Here is a 13,577-nt window from a genome sequence, read left to right as displayed (position 1 = left end):
CTGCCGGTCCAGGATCTCGTCCTCGCTGACCGGCTCCCCGCGCTGGATGCGGCGGGTCCGGCGCAGGTCGGTCGCGGGGCGCACCCCCGGGGCGCTCGCCCGCAGCCTCGGGCCGGGGCCCGCTCCGGTGGCCGGGCGGGCGCGTCGACGGCTCCGGGCCGCGCGGCGTTCCGCCGCCACCGCCCCTGCCGTGCCCACCGCCGCCCGGAGGAACGGCCTCCGCACGGCAGTCGATGCCGAGGATCTGCTGCACCGCCTGCCGCAGGTCGTCCTCGAAGCGCGGGAAGTTCATGAGGTCGCCCTCGGCGTCGAACATGATGCGCAGCACCTTGCCGTCGAAGGACTGCGGGGTGCCCCGCTGGACCGTGAACCAGGCGACCCGGCGGATGTCCGCGAGGGCGTTGACGATCTCCGGCCAGGAGGCGCGCAGGAGGTCGATCTCGTTGCCGCCCGGCTCGCCCGACCGGGGGGTGTCCTGGCGGGGCGGCTGCTCCGCGGCGGAGGGCTGCCGCGGCCCGGCGGGACGCTCCCGCCCAGGGGGTGGCCCCTGGGCCCCGGACCGCTCTGGCTCGCCGTCCTCCCGGACGAGCGGGCGCTCGAGGGATGCGGCGGCCGGCTCGGGGGAGGCCGCGGCAGGCTCGGCGTCCTCCGCAGCCGGCTCCCGCGGAGACGTCTCCTGCGGGGGCGCCTGCGGCGCGGCCGTGGCGGGCGCGGCCGTGCCGGACGCCGCCGGAGCCGGTCGCTGCGGTGCGGGGACGGCCGCGGGCTCGGGGCGCGGGGAGCTCCGGCTCTCGGGCGCAGCGGCAGGAGCGGCCGCGGGAGCCTCGGGGGAGCGTGCCGGTGCGGCGGCGGGCTCGTCCTGACCGGCGGCCGGAGCGGCACCCCGGCCGATGCTCAGACGACGCTCCAGCCGGTCGACGCGGGCCGTGACGCCTCGCGTGGTGTCCTCCGAGGAGGGCAGGAGGATGCGCGCGCACAGCAGCTCGAGGTGCAGCTGGGGCGAGGTGGCCCCCGTCATCTCGGTGAGGGCCGTGTTCGTGATGTCGGCGGCACGGGAGAGCTCCGCCGCCCCGAGCTGGGACGCCTGGTTGCGCAGCCGGGCGATCTGGTCCTGGGGCATGCCGTGCAGGATGTTGCCCGCGGACTCCGGGACCGCGTTGACGATGATCAGGTCCCGGAACCGCTCGAGGAGGTCCTCCACGAAGCGCCGCGGGTCCTGGCCCGTCTGCACCACGCGGTCCACCGCGCGGAAGACCGTGGCGCCGTCCCCGGACGCGAAGGCGTCGACCACGTCGTCGAGCAGGGCGCCGTGCGTGTAGCCCAGCAGGGCCACGGCGAGGTCGTAGCCGATGCCCCGCTCGTCGGAGCCGGCCATGAGCTGGTCCAGGACGGAGAGGGTGTCGCGGACGGACCCGGCGCCGGCGCGGACCACGAGGGAGAGCACGCCGGGGGCCACCTGCACGTGCTCCTCGGCGCAGAGCTGCTCGAGGTAGTGCATGAGCGGCTCGGTGGGAACCAGGCGGAAGGGGTAGTGGTGGGTGCGGGACCGGATGGTCGTGAGGACCTTGCTCGGCTCGGTGGTCGCGAAGATGAACTTGATGTGCTCCGGCGGCTCCTCGACGATCTTGAGCAGGGCGTTGAAGCCCTCGCGCGTGACCATGTGCGCCTCGTCGATGATGAAGATCTTGTACCGGTCCCGGACGGGCGCGAACGTGGCGCGCTCGCGCAGGTCACGGGCGTGGTCCACGCCGCCGTGGCTGGCCGCGTCCATCTCGATCACGTCGAGGGATCCGGCGCCGTCCCGGGCCAGGTCGCGGCAGCTGTCGCAGCGGTCGCACGGGGTGGCGGTGGGGCCCTCCGCGCAGTTGAGGCAGCGGGCCAGGATGCGGGCGGAGGTGGTCTTGCCGCAGCCGCGCGGGCCGGAGAAGAGGTAGGCGTGGCTGACCCTGTCCTTGCGCAGCGCCGTCATCAGCGGCTCGGTCACGTGCTCCTGACCGATGACGTCCTCGAAGGTCTCCGGGCGGTAGCGGCGGTACAGGGCGGTAGTCACAGATGACACCTTAGCGACGGAATCCGACAGGCGGGCCGGGCGGATCGGCGCTGGGGACGCGGGCCGCCGCGGGGACGAGAAGACCCCTCGCGCACCCGCCAGAGCCCATTTACCCTTGCTACCTTCCGGTCCTGGGGGAGTTCAACAGGATGACGCCACGCGAGGGGCTGTCAGAGAGTCTAGCGGATGTGGCGGGGCGGGTCGAAACCCGGGGGCGGAACCGCGGATTCGGCATTGCCCGGAGGTTCGGTTATGCTGGACCCCGCATGTTCCGGCGCCGTCAGGTCGCCGCGACGTGCGTGCCTGGAGGATTCGCCTAGCGGCCTATGGCGCACGCCTGGAACGCGTGTTGGGTTCACGCCCTCGGGGGTTCAAATCCCCCATCCTCCGCACCTGCAGCAAGAGCCCCGCACCGGGAGATCGTCCCGGTGCGGGGCTCTTTCTCGTGCTGCCCCCGCCTGTCGTTCCTCGTGCTGCCTGCGCCCGGGCGCCCCCGGGCGCAGGCTCAGGAGCGGGCGCGGCGCGCCCGGGACCGGCGGGCGAGGACGACGGCGGCCGCCGCGGCGCCCCCCGCCGAGAGCCCCGCGACCCACCTGGTGGTGGAGGAGCCCGCGGCCGCGTCCTGCGCGGGAACCCGGGTCACCGTTCCCAGCGAGATGCGCGTGAGCGTCCCGGGGCTCACCGGCTGCCGCCCGGGCAGGAGCTGCTCCCGGAGCGCGGGCTCGTGCCGGAGCAGGGCTCCCGAGCCGGGGTGGTGGGCCACGGCGGTGCCGGGTCCGACGAAGGAGGCGCGCTCCAGGGCGGGCGGCTCCACCGCGTCCGCGGTCCGGTCCGCCGGGCTGTCGGGGGCCGCCTCGTGGGGGACCTCCTCGGCGCGGCCCCCACTCGCACGGCTCTCGGCCTCCTCCGGCGCCGCGTGCCCGTCGGCGGCAGGGGAGGGCTGGTCGTCCGGCGAGGGGTTGCCGGCGCCGGGCGCAGGGGAACTGCCGGCTTCGGGCGCGGCCGTGGGCGCATCGGCCGGGCCGGTCTCCGGCAGGGGGGCGGGGGTGCCGTCCGGTCCCTCGTCGGCCGGGGGCGCGGGGGGCGGGTCCTCGGCGGGGGACCCGGCGGCCGGTGCCGGTTCGGTCTCGGCGGCGTGGGCCACGCCCGGCGCGGGGGCGAGGAGGAGGAGGGCGGCCAGGGCCAGGGGGCGAAGGGTCATGGGGGTGGTCTCTCCGGGGGAAGAAGGCGGAACAGGAGCACATCGTAACCTTGCGTCGTTCCACCTCCCGTGTTCGCTAATGCAATACCCTGCTGATGTGACGGAACGGCTGTTCCGCCGCATCCGCAGCTGCCCCCCGGCTGTGCTCCCCCGTCCTCTATCCCCCCAAGAGGTCCCCCGTGAAGCTGCCTTCATTCCCCATGCCCTCGACCGCCCTTCCCGCCGCCCTCCTGGCCGGCGCGATGCTCGCCGGCACGATGGTCGGCGCGCCCGTCCCGGTCCATGCCTCCACGACCAACACGGTCCACTCCGCCGCCGGCGTCTCCTCGCAGTACCACCTCTACGACGCCGGCGTGGACCGGTCCAAGGCCGTCGGCGTGGTCTTCTACTTCGACGGCGACGGACAGTACTACGCCCAGCGCCCCACCACGTCGATGCTCAGGACCATGGCCGCCCGGGCGGCGGCCAGGAACATGATCCTCGTGGTGCCGGTGGCCCCGGCCAACCGGTCCTGGACCTCCAACAGCGAAGCGGTCGGCGACTGGTTCCGCGCCCTGGCGGCCAGGATCGTCTCCGAGCAGCGTGTCGACACGACCCGCATCCACCTGGCCGGGTACTCCGGCGGCGCCGAGTTCATCTCCACCGAGGTGCTCTCCGACCGCGCCGGCTGGATCCGGGGCGGCGGCTCGACCCTCATCGGCGGCGGCGGCGTCTACAACGGCAGGCTCGAGAGCACCCCCGACGCCGCCCTCAGGGCCACGGATCCGACCTGGTACGTCGGCTCCCTCGACAGCTACGGCGCCACCCAGCCGTCCACGTGGTCCGCCCTGGAGGCGGCCGGCAAGGGCGCGGCCGCCTACCAGAAGGCCGGTTTCGCGAAGGCGGACCGCGTGGTGATGGCCGGGCTGCACCACACCAACTACGACCTGGCCGACCTGGTCGGCGACGACGTCGACCGGCTCTACGCCGGCACCGGCGCGGCCCCGGAGCCCGAGACCGCCACGCCCACCGGCAACGACGTCGTCAACGGCTACCAGCTCACCGGCGCGATCGGACGCACGTGGGCGGCACTGGGCGGCACCGCGTGGGCCACGCCGGTCAGCGCGGAGTACCCCTCGGGGTACGGCTCCGTCTACCAGCGCTTCGCGGGGGCCGACGGCCGGGACAAGGCCCTCTACTGGTCCAAGGCCACCGGGACCCGGATCGTCGACTACGGCGGGTCCATCGGCAGGAAGTTCGCGGCCGGCGGCTACGCCGGCAGCTACGGCCCGCCGGTGACCAACGAGAAGCGGACCGCCGACGGCGGCGCCTACCAGGTCTTCGACGCGTCCGGGAAGCGGACCAAGATCATGTGGTCCTCGCGCACTGCCTCCAACGCGATCAAGGAGTTCGGGGCCATCGGCCGGAAGTGGGCGGCGCTGGGCCACGAGCGGGGCCTGGGCTACCCGACCACCGACGAGTACTCCACCTCGAGCGGCATGGCCCAGAACTACACCGGCGGCCGGATCGAGTGGGACGCCACCACCCGGGCCGTCACCGTGACCCGGAACTGACCCCCGGCACGCGCCGGGGCTCCCCGCCGGTGGCCCCGGCGGGGAGCCCTGGCGCCGCCGGTGGCACCTGCGCGGCCGGTGACGGCGGCTCGGGCGGCCCCGGCGTCGCCCGGCGACGGCTCCCCGCGCGCCACGGGGCCCGCCCCTAGGATGAACGCATGATCTTCAAGGCCGTGGGGGACTCCCGCCCGTACCCGGACCACGGCCTCGTCACGCCGACCGACTGGTCCGGCATCCCGCCGCGTCAGGTCCGCCTGGACCGGTTGATCACCACGAAGACGACCCTGGACCTGGCGACCCTGCTGGACGCGGACTCCACGTTCTACGGCGACCTCTTCCCGCACGTGGTCCGGTGGGACGGCCACCTCTACCTGGAGGACGGGCTGCACCGGGCGCTGCGCACCGCGCTGCACCACCGCACCGTGATGCACGCGCGCGTGCTGGAGCTCGGTCCCGGGCCGGACGAGCGGGCGGGGGCCGACCGGGGCACGGTCAGGACGCCGCGCTGAGCGGGGGCCTCTCCGGGGCGAGCGGCACGGGGTGGCCCTCGGCGTCGAACTGCGCCCCCAGGCCCTGCTGGATGAAGCGCACGGTGGAGCGGATGTGCTGCTCCCGCGCCGCCCGGTCCTGGTCGGAGTTCTGGCCGCGGTCCGCCGCGGCGGTCAGGGAGCCGTGGACCAGGGCGGCGAGCTCCGAGATGTCGCCCGCCGGCAGATAGGCCTGACCGATCGCGTCCCGCAGGATCGCGGCCAGCAGTCCCTGCAGTTCGCCCACGTGCTCGCCCAGCTTCTGGTAGTCCTCCGGCGAGAGGACGGTGCGCATGGTGGGGCCCGGGGGAAGGTGGCGCCGGGTGAGGTCCTCGATCTGGGCGCGGATGTAGACGGCGAGCCGGTCGACCGGGTTGGCGACGCCCTCCAGATCGCGGCGCAGGTCGGTCATGAACCGCTCGGTCTCGTCCAGGGCGTAGGCCACGAGCAGCTCACCCATGTCCGCGAAGTAGTTGTAGACCGCGGTGCGTCCCACGCCGGCGTTCTTGGCCACGTGCGTCATGGTCAGACCGGTGAGGCCCTGCTGGTAGAGCAGCTGGCCGAAGGAGTCGAGGATCGCTCGTTTGGTGTTCTCCCGCTGCGCGGCGTTGGTGGCCGCAGAAATACGAGGCATGATGACACCTTATCTGTGCGTGTCACCAAATTATGCACACTGTACTGAGCCTTGGTGACGGTATGTCTGACTATGACACCACCGTTTCCGGGAATTCGGCTCCTTCGCGCAGACAATCTGGGGAAACGTCCAGGAAACCCTCAGCAGGAGGGCGGGCCGGTCGCCGTCCGGCCCCGGCCGCCGTCCGGGCGGGGCCGGCTCCCGCTCACCGCTCGGCGGCGGAGCCGCCCTGCCAGAGGGAGTCGAACGGGGCGCGCGAGGTGATGCGGCGCCGGATGCCGGCGGAGACGAAGGCCTTCGCGGTGCGGGCGGCCTCGAGGGGCTCGGCCCCCTTCGCGAGCTCCGCGGCGACCGCGGCCGCGAGCGTGCAGCCCGCCCCGGCCACGGGGACCTCGCCGACCTTGGGCTCGGAGAGCACCTCGAGGGTGGTCCCGTCGTAGAAGACGTCGACCGCGTCGGGACCGGCGAGGCGGACCCCGCCCTTGGCGAGGACCACGGCGCCGGACGTCTCGTGGATCCGCCGCGCGGCCTCCTCGAGGTGCTCGACCGTGCTGATCTCGTCCATGCCGGACAGGGAGAGGGACTCGAAGTGGTTCGGGGTCACGAAGGTGGCCAGGGGCAGGACCTTCGCCTTCAGCGCCTCGTCCGTGTCCAGGGCCGCGCCGGGCTCCTGGCCCTTGCAGATGAGCACCGGGTCGAGGACGAGGTGGCGCGGCGCCAGCGCGGTGAGCACCTCGGCGGTGGTGGCGATGGTCTCGGGGCTGCCCAGCATGCCGATCTTGACGGCGTCGAGCTCGTGGGCCGCCGTGATCGCCTCGAGCTGCTCGCGCAGCACGTCCTGCGGCACGGGGAACAGGCGGTGGCCCCAGTCCGCGGCCGGGTCGAAGGACACGATGCAGGTGAGTGCGAGGGAGCCGAAGACCCCGAGCTCCTGGAAGGTCTTGAGGTCCGCCTGCGCGCCGGCGCCGCCGGTGGCCTCGGAGCCGGCGATCGTCAGGGCGACGGACGGCTGGGCGGCGGGGTCCGCGGCGGCGGGGGTGTCTGCGGTGCTGGTGTCGGTCATGGGAGCCATTGTGCGCCCCCGTCCGGTGCCGGGGCCAACCGCCGGGGCTAGACTGTCGGACGGTCTCCGGCCGGCACGCGGTCCCCGCAGGGGATCCGCGGCGGCGGGGAACGGGTTCCCGGGTGGCAGGCGGGCACCCCGCGTCCGTCCGGCGCACCGCACAGATCGAACCACGGCGTCCGCCCCGCGCGGGCCGGCGCCGCGTCACAACAGATTGGTGACCGACCGTGTCCTCCTCCTCCGGCCCGGCCCCCGCCGGGTTCGCCCGCCGTCCCCGCACGTACTTCGACCTCGTCGTGGCGGCGTACTGCGTGATCCTGGTGCTCTCCAACGTCGCCGCGACCAAGGGGGTCGCGTTCGGCCCCGTCATCACCGACGGAGGCTTCTTCCTCTTCCCCCTCGCCTACGTCCTGGGCGACGTCGTGGCGGAGGTCTACGGCTTCCGCTCCGCCCGCCGGGCCATCGTCACGTCCTTCGCCGCGGGGCTCTTCTCCTCCGTCGTGTTCTGGCTCGTCATCGCCCTGCCGCCGGCGGAGTTCTACGAGGGCCAGGCGGCCTTCGAGGCCGTCCTCGGCCCCGTCCCGCTCATCGTGGCGGGGTCCCTGCTGGGCTACCTCGCGGGGCAGCTGCTCAACGCCTTCGTGATGGTCCGGATCAAGGCCCGCACCCGGGAGAGGCACCTGTGGGCGCGGCTCATCGGCTCGACCCTGGTGGGCGAGCTCGTGGACACCGTGATCTTCTGCACCGTGGCGGCCCCGGTCATCGGCATCACCACGGTGGGCGACTTCCTCAACTACGTGGTGGTGGGCTACGTCTACAAGGTCCTGGTCGAGGTGCTCGTCATGCCGGTGACCTACGCCGTGATCGGCTGGCTCAAGCGCCGGGAGCCGTCCTACGGCGAGACGGACGTCGCGGGGGAGGCCCTCGCGCCCCAGCGCTGACGGGGCGGGGCGCGGGCCGACGATGAGCGCATGGACCTTCTCACGGGCACCGGACTGGCGGCCGCGGCGGGGCTGAACGCCTACGTCCCGCTCGTGGTGCTGGGTCTGCTCGACCGCTGGACGGAGGTCGTCGACCTCGGCCCGGGCTTCGCCTGGCTGTCGGACGGATGGGTCCTGACGGTGCTGGCCGTGCTGCTGGCCGTCGAGGTGGTCGCGGACAAGGTCCCTGTCGTGGACTCGTTCAACGACCTGCTGCAGACCTTCGTGCGCCCCACCGCCGGGGGCATCGTCTTCGGCTCCTCGGCCACCGCCGGGATCGCCGGGATCGACCTGGGCGGTCGGACGGCGACCGTCACGGACCCGGAGGCGTTCCTGTCCTCGCACGCCTGGGTCCCCGTGGCCGTCGGGGTGGTGATCGCCCTGGTGGTGCACGTGACCAAGACGGTCTCGCGGCCGGCCGCCAACACCGTGAGCGCCGGCGCCGCCGCGCCCGTGGTCTCGACCGTGGAGGACGTCTCGGCGCTGACGCTGTCCCTCGTGGCCGTGTTCCTGCCGCTGCTCGTCGTCGTGCTGGTGGGTGCCGTGGCCGTCCTGCTGTTCTTCCTCTACCGCCGGCTCAGGCGGCGGCGCCGCCGCCCGGGGGTCGAGGGGTTCCCCGGCCGGGCGGACGCCGGCGGCGCGGCTCAGAAACCGAGATAGGCCAGCTGCGCGCCCACCGAGCTCCGGGCGGCGGGCAGCACGTGCGCCGGGACGTCGGCGTAGATCCGCGCCGTGATGGCCTCGAGGGTCGCGGCGCGGCCCAGGGCCCGCAGGGCCTCCCGGACCTCGGCGAGACGGTCCATGCGGTGATCGAGGAGCTCCTCGCACACCGCCTCGACGTCCTCCCGCACCCCCGCGTGCGCCGGGAGCACCAGGGCGTCGCCCAGCACCGCCAGGCGCTGCAGCGAGCGCAGGTAGTCGCCCAGGCTCCCGTCCGGGTGGTCGAGCATCGTGGTCCCCCGGCCCAGGACCGTGTCGCCCGTGAGCACCGAGCCCGTGGCGCGCACCGCGGCGACGGCGTCCCCGGCCGCGGCCGGGGCGTCGTCGGGCAGGTGGAAGCTCACGGAGTCGGAGGTGTGCCCGGGGGTGTGCAGCACCCGGATCCGGCACCCGGCGGCCTCGATCGTCTCGCGGTCGACCAGCGGGGCGGCGTCGCGGCAGAACTCGGGCAGGAAGGCGCGCACGGGGGCGCCGGTGAGCGCGTGGAAGTCGTCGACGGCCTCGGTGTGGTCGGCGTGGCGGTGCGTGATCAGCGTCAGCACGGTCCGCCCCGCCGCGGCCAGGGCGGCGAGGTGGCCGGGGTCGGCCGGACCCGGGTCCACGACGACGACGTCCTGCTGCCCCGGCGCCCCGATGAGCCACGAGTTGGTGCCGTCCAGGGTCATGGGGCCCGGGTTGGGCGCGGTCAGCCGCCGGGTCAGTGCGGTGGTGCGGGTGCCGGCGTCCTGGGTCATGCGGGCAGACTATCCGAGCCCGGCGGGGGACCGGCACCCCGGCCCGGCCCTCGGCCCCGGCGGCGCCGGTCGGTACAGTGGCGCACGTGAGCACCGAACCTGCGCGGGAGCCGGAGGCCCGCGAGCCCGGCGCGCGGCCGGCCTGGGTCACCGCGCTCAAGGGCGGGGCGCTCCTGGCGCTGCTGGCCGTGGCGGTCTGGTACCTCATCGGCCACGAGCTGCCGACCGTGGAGCAGATCCGGGCCTTCGTCGAGGGCTTCGGCGCGTGGGGTCCACTGGTCTTCGCGGCGGTGTTCGTGCTCGTGGCGGCCACGCCGGTCCCGGTGACGATCATGGCCGTGTCCGGGGGGTTCCTCTTCGGCATGGCCCAGGGCAGCCTGGTCGGGGTCGTCGCCACCACGCTCGGAGCGTGGCTGGGGTACTGGCTCGCCCGGTTCCTGGGCCGGGACGCCCTGTACCGGCTCGCGGGCAGCCGGGTCGAGGTGGTCGAGCGCAAGCTCGTCGGCAAGGGCTTCCTCACGGTGCTCGTGCTCCGGCCCGTCGTGCCCAACTGGACCCTCAGCTACGGTGCGGGGCTCGTGCGCATCCCGCAGCGCGACTACCTCGGGGCGACCCTGCTGGGCGGGATGCCGGGACAGGTGAGCTTCGCCGCGGTGGGGGCGTTCACGTCCCGGCCGTCGTGGCCGGCCCTGGCGGTGGTCGCCGCCTCCTGGGCGGTGGTGGTGGTCGTGGGCGTGCTCGCCTGGCGGCGGTCCCGGCGCGAGTCCCAGCGCGCGACCGACGCCGACGGCGTCGGGGCCGCCGAGTAGGCGCAGCCGTCCCCGGCCAGGGCGACGCCCGGCCCTCGGGACGAGGACCGGGCGTCAGTCGCGCTCGGTGCGGCCGCGGGTGCGGCCGTGCGGCTAGACCTCGTTGCGGACCGCGGTGGATCCGTCCGTCGGCTCGTTGCCGAGGAGGTGGAGGGTGCCGCTCTTGCGGTCGGCGAGGTACTCCTTCATCTCCTTCTTGATGACGGGCAGGAGCAGGTAGACGCCGAGCAGGTTGACGAAGCCGCAGACGAACAGCGCCGCGTCGGCGAAGGCGATGACCTCGCTGAAGGTCAGGACGGTACCGGCCACGGTGAAGAACAGGTAGATGCCGCGGAAGATGTTGTCGCTGAGCCGGCTGCGCCCGAACAGGAACTCCCACGCCTTGAGGCCGTAGTAGAACCAGGTGATCAGGGTGGAGAAGGCGAACAGGATCACTGCGATCGCCAGGATGATCGGGAACCAGGGGATGACCGTGGCGAAGGCGTCCGAGGTGAGGATGACGCCGTCGGGAGCGCCCTCACCGGCCTGCACCTGGTCGATGCCGGCCTGCAGGCTGGGGGCACCGGCGATGATGATGGCGAGGGCCGTCATGGTGCAGATGATCACGGTGTCCACGAAGGGCTCGAACATCGCCACGAATCCCTCGCTCACGGGGCGGCGGGTCTTGACGGCCGAGTGGGCGATCGGGGCGGAGCCCAGACCGGCCTCGTTGGAGAACGCCGCGCGCTGGAAGCCCACGATCATGACGCCCAGGACGCCGCCGGCCATCCCCTCGGGGGAGAACGCGCCGTCGACGATGGAGGCGAAAGCGGCCGGCACCTGGGGCAGGTTGACGAGGATGACGACGAGGCACGCGGTGACGTAGACGGCGGCCATGGCCGGCACCAGCCGGCTCGTGGTCGCGCCGATCGACTTGATGCCGCCGATGATGACCAGGCCCACGCAGCCCGCGAGGATCAGCCCGAAGATGAGAGCCGCCCCGGCGCTGCCGAGGAAGCCGTCGGGGCCGCCCGTCACGTTGCGGGCCTGCGCGAACGTCTGGTTGGCCTGGAACATGTTGCCGCCGGCCGCGCCGAAGAGGAGGATCGCGACGGCGAAGATGCCGGTGAAGATCTTGGCGACGACGCTGCCGAACTTGCCGTAGGCGACGAGCAGGTACCGGAAGGGCCCGCCGCTGACGGTGCCGTCCTCGTGGACCTCCCGGTACTTCACGCCGAGGGTGCACTCGGCGAACTTCGTGGCCATGCCGAGCAGGCCGGCGCAGATCATCCAGAAGGTCGCGCCCGGCCCGCCGAGGGCCATCGCCGCGCCCACGCCGGCGATGTTGCCCAGCCCCACGGTTCCGGACAGCGCGGAGGTCAGGGCTTGGAAGTGGGGGACCTCACCGGGGTCGTCCTTGGACGAGAACTTGCCCCGCACCACGTCCCAGGACACCTTGAGGCCGCGGAACTGGATGAAGCCGAAGTAGACGGTGAAGATCAGGCCGGCCGCGATGAGCCAGGCCACGACGAACGGGAAGCTGACGCCCGCGACGGTGATGGGGACGAAGACGATGGTCGAGAAGATCTCGGTGATCGGAGCGAAGGCCGAGTTGATGGCCTCATCGATGGCAGCCAGCCACTCGACGTCCTCGGCCACCGTGGTCATGGGTACCGCTTGAAGAATCTCCATTCGCTAACTACACCCTGCGAACAGCCGCTTGGCAACAGACACGCGTGTCATCGAAAGTGCGATCTTGTCGTGGCAACAAGAAGTTAACGCGGAACAGCCCGGCCTCCCGCGACGGTGTCGTGGGGGACCGGGCTGTTCCGCGGAGCCGGAGCGGCGTCACCGTCGACACCGGTGGCGCTCGATCAGCGGCCGGCGCGCGCCCCGCCGGTCAGGAACTGGGGGGAGGTCATGGCGCACACGCGGAGACCGCGGGCCAGGTCGCTGCCGGCGTTGCGCAGGGCGCTGCCCACCGAGGTGGTGCGGGCGGGAGCCGCTGCCCGGCCGATGGCGGTGAAGAGCAGGGCGGGGAGGCCGAAGACGAAGAGGAGAGCCATGGGAACATCAAGCTTTCTGTGCGCGGTGCGAGGAGATTCGTGGGTCCGGGGGCAGATCGCCAGGTGGTTCGGCTGAGGACGCCGCCCCGGTTGACATCTAAAGTCTAACGGGCCGATAGTGAGACTTTCAATGTGAGAACGCTCACGGGAGAGGTGAATCGTTGCGTCTTGACGATATTGACCAACAGATCATTGCGTGTTTGATTCAGGACAGCCGCGAGAGCTACGCGGCCATCGGCCAGAAGGTGGGTCTGTCGGCCCCCGCGGTCAAGCGTCGCGTCGACGTCCTGCAGCAGACGGGTGCCGTCAAGGGCTTCACCGCGGAGATCGACCCCTCGGTCCTGGGGTGGCACATCCAGGCCTTCGTGGAGCTGCACTGCGACGGCGGCCTGTCGCCGTCGATGATGCGCACGATGGCCGCCGACATCCCCGAGGTGACCGCGGCGTACACGGTCACCGGCGAGGCGGACGGGATCTTCCTCATCCGCGCCGAGAACACCACCCACCTCGAGGACGTCATGGTCCGGATCAGGGAGTGGAAGGGGGTCAACCACACGAGGAGTTCGGTCATCCTCTCGCATCTGTGAGCGTGGCGCCCCTCGCTCTGTGATACTGGGCGCACAGCATCGTCGTCAGGACAGCGAGGGGTCGGATATGGATCAGCAGACGGACGAAACGATCGTGGTGGGGGTCGACGGGTCTCCCCAGTCCGTGGCGGCGCTGCGCTGGGCCGCGCGCCTCGCGCCGGCGTACGGGGCGACCGTGAAGGTCGTGGGCGCGTGGGAGAACCCGCCCGAGTACGTGAACTTCGTCCACTTCAAGGACGACCACTTCGACGAACTGGCCCGGAAGCGGGTGGACCGGGCGGTCCACGAGGCCTTCGGCGAGAGCGTGCCGGCCGGGCTCAGCACCGTGGTGGAGTTCGGCCACCCCTCCAAGGTGCTGATGCGCCACAGCGAGGGGGCCACGATGCTGGTGGTGGGGCGCCGGGGCCACGGCGGCTTCAAGGGGCTGCTGATGGGCTCGACGAGCTCCGCGGTCGTCGCCCACGCCCCCTGCCCGGTCCTCGTCCTCCCCGACCGCGAGGCGGACCCGGAAGGGGCGGAAGAGTCCGGGCAGCCGGGCTGAGTGCGCCGTCGGCTCAGCGCTCGTCCCGGTCCGTGCGGAGACCGGACCGGCACGGCCGTACGCGCCGTCCGGTCATCCTGACGCACCTGTGCGCGTGGCGCCCCGCGCTCTGTGATACTGAGCACGTCAGGGT

The 13,577-nt window shown here is 72.9% G+C and carries 14 protein-coding genes, 1 tRNA gene and 1 other RNA gene; 8 read left to right on the top strand and 8 right to left on the bottom strand.

Features of this window, described 5'->3' with window-relative positions:
- Nucleotides 1–2,050 (bottom strand): DNA polymerase III subunit gamma and tau (locus tag Q0817_RS17525; protein ID WP_298591201.1); only part of this gene is annotated, 2,050 nt, incomplete at its 3' end.
- Nucleotides 2,051–2,125: 75 nt separating this feature from the next.
- Nucleotides 2,126–2,222: signal recognition particle sRNA small type (gene ffs, locus Q0817_RS17520), an RNA gene on the bottom strand.
- Nucleotides 2,223–2,355: 133 nt separating this feature from the next.
- On the opposite strand from ffs, the gene Q0817_RS17515 reads away from it, so the two are divergent.
- Nucleotides 2,356–2,440: transfer RNA gene (locus Q0817_RS17515), tRNA-Ser, on the top strand.
- A gap of 115 nt (nt 2,441–2,555) precedes the next feature.
- Here the strand turns inward: Q0817_RS17515 and Q0817_RS17510 are convergent.
- A complete protein-coding gene (locus Q0817_RS17510; RefSeq protein WP_298591199.1) occupies nt 2,556–3,251 on the bottom strand; it encodes a hypothetical protein in 696 nt (231 codons plus the stop codon).
- A gap of 179 nt (nt 3,252–3,430) precedes the next feature.
- Between Q0817_RS17510 and Q0817_RS17505 the strand changes: the two genes are divergently transcribed.
- Both Q0817_RS17505 and Q0817_RS17500 read left to right on the top strand, forming a co-directional pair.
- Complete coding sequence (locus tag Q0817_RS17505; RefSeq protein WP_298591197.1) at nt 3,431–4,804, top strand: hypothetical protein; 1,374 nt, start codon at nt 3,431–3,433, stop codon at nt 4,802–4,804.
- A gap of 158 nt (nt 4,805–4,962) precedes the next feature.
- Nucleotides 4,963–5,313: a type II toxin-antitoxin system VapB family antitoxin gene (locus tag Q0817_RS17500; protein WP_298591195.1), complete on the top strand. Its 351-nt coding sequence runs from the start codon at nt 4,963–4,965 to the stop codon at nt 5,311–5,313.
- Here the strand turns inward: Q0817_RS17500 and Q0817_RS17495 are convergent.
- Nucleotides 5,297–5,965 carry a TetR/AcrR family transcriptional regulator gene (locus tag Q0817_RS17495; RefSeq protein ID WP_298591193.1) on the bottom strand — a complete coding sequence of 223 codons (669 nt, stop codon included), beginning with the start codon at nt 5,963–5,965 and terminating at the stop codon, nt 5,297–5,299. The genes Q0817_RS17500 and Q0817_RS17495 overlap by 17 nt on opposite strands.
- Before the next feature lie 205 nt (nt 5,966–6,170).
- Nucleotides 6,171–7,028 carry a hydroxymethylpyrimidine/phosphomethylpyrimidine kinase gene (locus Q0817_RS17490; protein ID WP_298591191.1) on the bottom strand — a complete coding sequence of 286 codons (858 nt, stop codon included), beginning with the start codon at nt 7,026–7,028 and terminating at the stop codon, nt 6,171–6,173.
- Nucleotides 7,029–7,255: 227 nt separating this feature from the next.
- Between Q0817_RS17490 and Q0817_RS17485 the strand changes: the two genes are divergently transcribed.
- Together Q0817_RS17485 and Q0817_RS17480 are read left to right on the top strand one after the other, a co-directional pair.
- Complete coding sequence (locus tag Q0817_RS17485) at nt 7,256–7,969, top strand: queuosine precursor transporter (protein WP_298591189.1); 714 nt, start codon at nt 7,256–7,258, stop codon at nt 7,967–7,969.
- A 30-nt stretch (nt 7,970–7,999) separates the two neighbouring features.
- Complete coding sequence (locus Q0817_RS17480) at nt 8,000–8,668, top strand: DUF4126 domain-containing protein (RefSeq protein WP_298591187.1); 669 nt, start codon at nt 8,000–8,002, stop codon at nt 8,666–8,668.
- Here the strand turns inward: Q0817_RS17480 and Q0817_RS17475 are convergent.
- Nucleotides 8,653–9,462: an MBL fold metallo-hydrolase gene (locus tag Q0817_RS17475; protein ID WP_298591185.1), complete on the bottom strand. Its 810-nt coding sequence runs from the start codon at nt 9,460–9,462 to the stop codon at nt 8,653–8,655. The two genes, Q0817_RS17480 and Q0817_RS17475, sit on opposite strands and share 16 nt — an antisense overlap.
- Nucleotides 9,463–9,548: 86 nt before the next feature.
- Between Q0817_RS17475 and Q0817_RS17470 the strand changes: the two genes are divergently transcribed.
- The gene (locus Q0817_RS17470) at nt 9,549–10,271 is read left to right on the top strand and encodes a TVP38/TMEM64 family protein (RefSeq protein ID WP_298591183.1); all 723 of its coding nucleotides are present in this window, start codon (nt 9,549–9,551) and stop codon (nt 10,269–10,271) included.
- A 93-nt stretch (nt 10,272–10,364) separates the two neighbouring features.
- Here the strand turns inward: Q0817_RS17470 and Q0817_RS17465 are convergent, their stop codons facing one another.
- Both Q0817_RS17465 and Q0817_RS17460 read right to left on the bottom strand, forming a co-directional pair.
- Entirely contained in the window at nt 10,365–11,942 is a 1,578-nt protein-coding gene (locus Q0817_RS17465; RefSeq protein WP_298591181.1) for a sodium:alanine symporter family protein, read from the bottom strand.
- A gap of 182 nt (nt 11,943–12,124) precedes the next feature.
- Nucleotides 12,125–12,316, bottom strand: coding sequence for a hypothetical protein (locus Q0817_RS17460; RefSeq protein ID WP_298591179.1), 192 nt, complete (start codon nt 12,314–12,316; stop codon nt 12,125–12,127).
- Between the two features lie 161 nt (nt 12,317–12,477).
- On the opposite strand from Q0817_RS17460, the gene Q0817_RS17455 reads away from it, so the two are divergent.
- Together Q0817_RS17455 and Q0817_RS17450 are read left to right on the top strand one after the other, a co-directional pair.
- Nucleotides 12,478–12,903, top strand: a complete 426-nt coding sequence (locus Q0817_RS17455) for an Lrp/AsnC family transcriptional regulator (protein WP_298591177.1) — start codon at nt 12,478–12,480, stop codon at nt 12,901–12,903.
- A 67-nt stretch (nt 12,904–12,970) separates the two neighbouring features.
- Nucleotides 12,971–13,444 (top strand): universal stress protein, encoded by a 474-nt coding sequence (locus Q0817_RS17450; protein WP_298591175.1) that lies wholly within the window; start codon nt 12,971–12,973, stop codon nt 13,442–13,444.
- The last annotated feature ends 133 nt before the right edge of the window (nt 13,445–13,577 follow it).

It is taken from the genome of uncultured Kocuria sp. (assembly GCF_947500125.1).
In the GTDB taxonomy this organism is placed as follows: Bacteria; Actinomycetota; Actinomycetes; order Actinomycetales; family Micrococcaceae; genus Kocuria.
Note: the sequence above shows the minus strand (reverse complement) of the source record. Positions and strands in the feature narration are given on the sequence as shown.

Coding starts and splice junctions, on each gene's coding strand:
- Q0817_RS17510 (WP_298591199.1), bottom strand. CDS start 3,251: ATGACCCTTCGCCCCCTGGCCCTGGCCGCCCTCCTCCTCCTCGCCCCC.
- Q0817_RS17500 (WP_298591195.1), top strand. CDS start 4,963: ATGATCTTCAAGGCCGTGGGGGACTCCCGCCCGTACCCGGACCACGGC.
- Q0817_RS17495 (WP_298591193.1), bottom strand. CDS start 5,965: ATGCCTCGTATTTCTGCGGCCACCAACGCCGCGCAGCGGGAGAACACC.
- Q0817_RS17490 (WP_298591191.1), bottom strand. CDS start 7,028: ATGACCGACACCAGCACCGCAGACACCCCCGCCGCCGCGGACCCCGCC.
- Q0817_RS17480 (WP_298591187.1), top strand. CDS start 8,000: ATGGACCTTCTCACGGGCACCGGACTGGCGGCCGCGGCGGGGCTGAAC.
- Q0817_RS17475 (WP_298591185.1), bottom strand. CDS start 9,462: ATGACCCAGGACGCCGGCACCCGCACCACCGCACTGACCCGGCGGCTG.
- Q0817_RS17465 (WP_298591181.1), bottom strand. CDS start 11,942: ATGGAGATTCTTCAAGCGGTACCCATGACCACGGTGGCCGAGGACGTC.
- Q0817_RS17460 (WP_298591179.1), bottom strand. CDS start 12,316: ATGGCTCTCCTCTTCGTCTTCGGCCTCCCCGCCCTGCTCTTCACCGCC.
- Q0817_RS17450 (WP_298591175.1), top strand. CDS start 12,971: ATGGATCAGCAGACGGACGAAACGATCGTGGTGGGGGTCGACGGGTCT.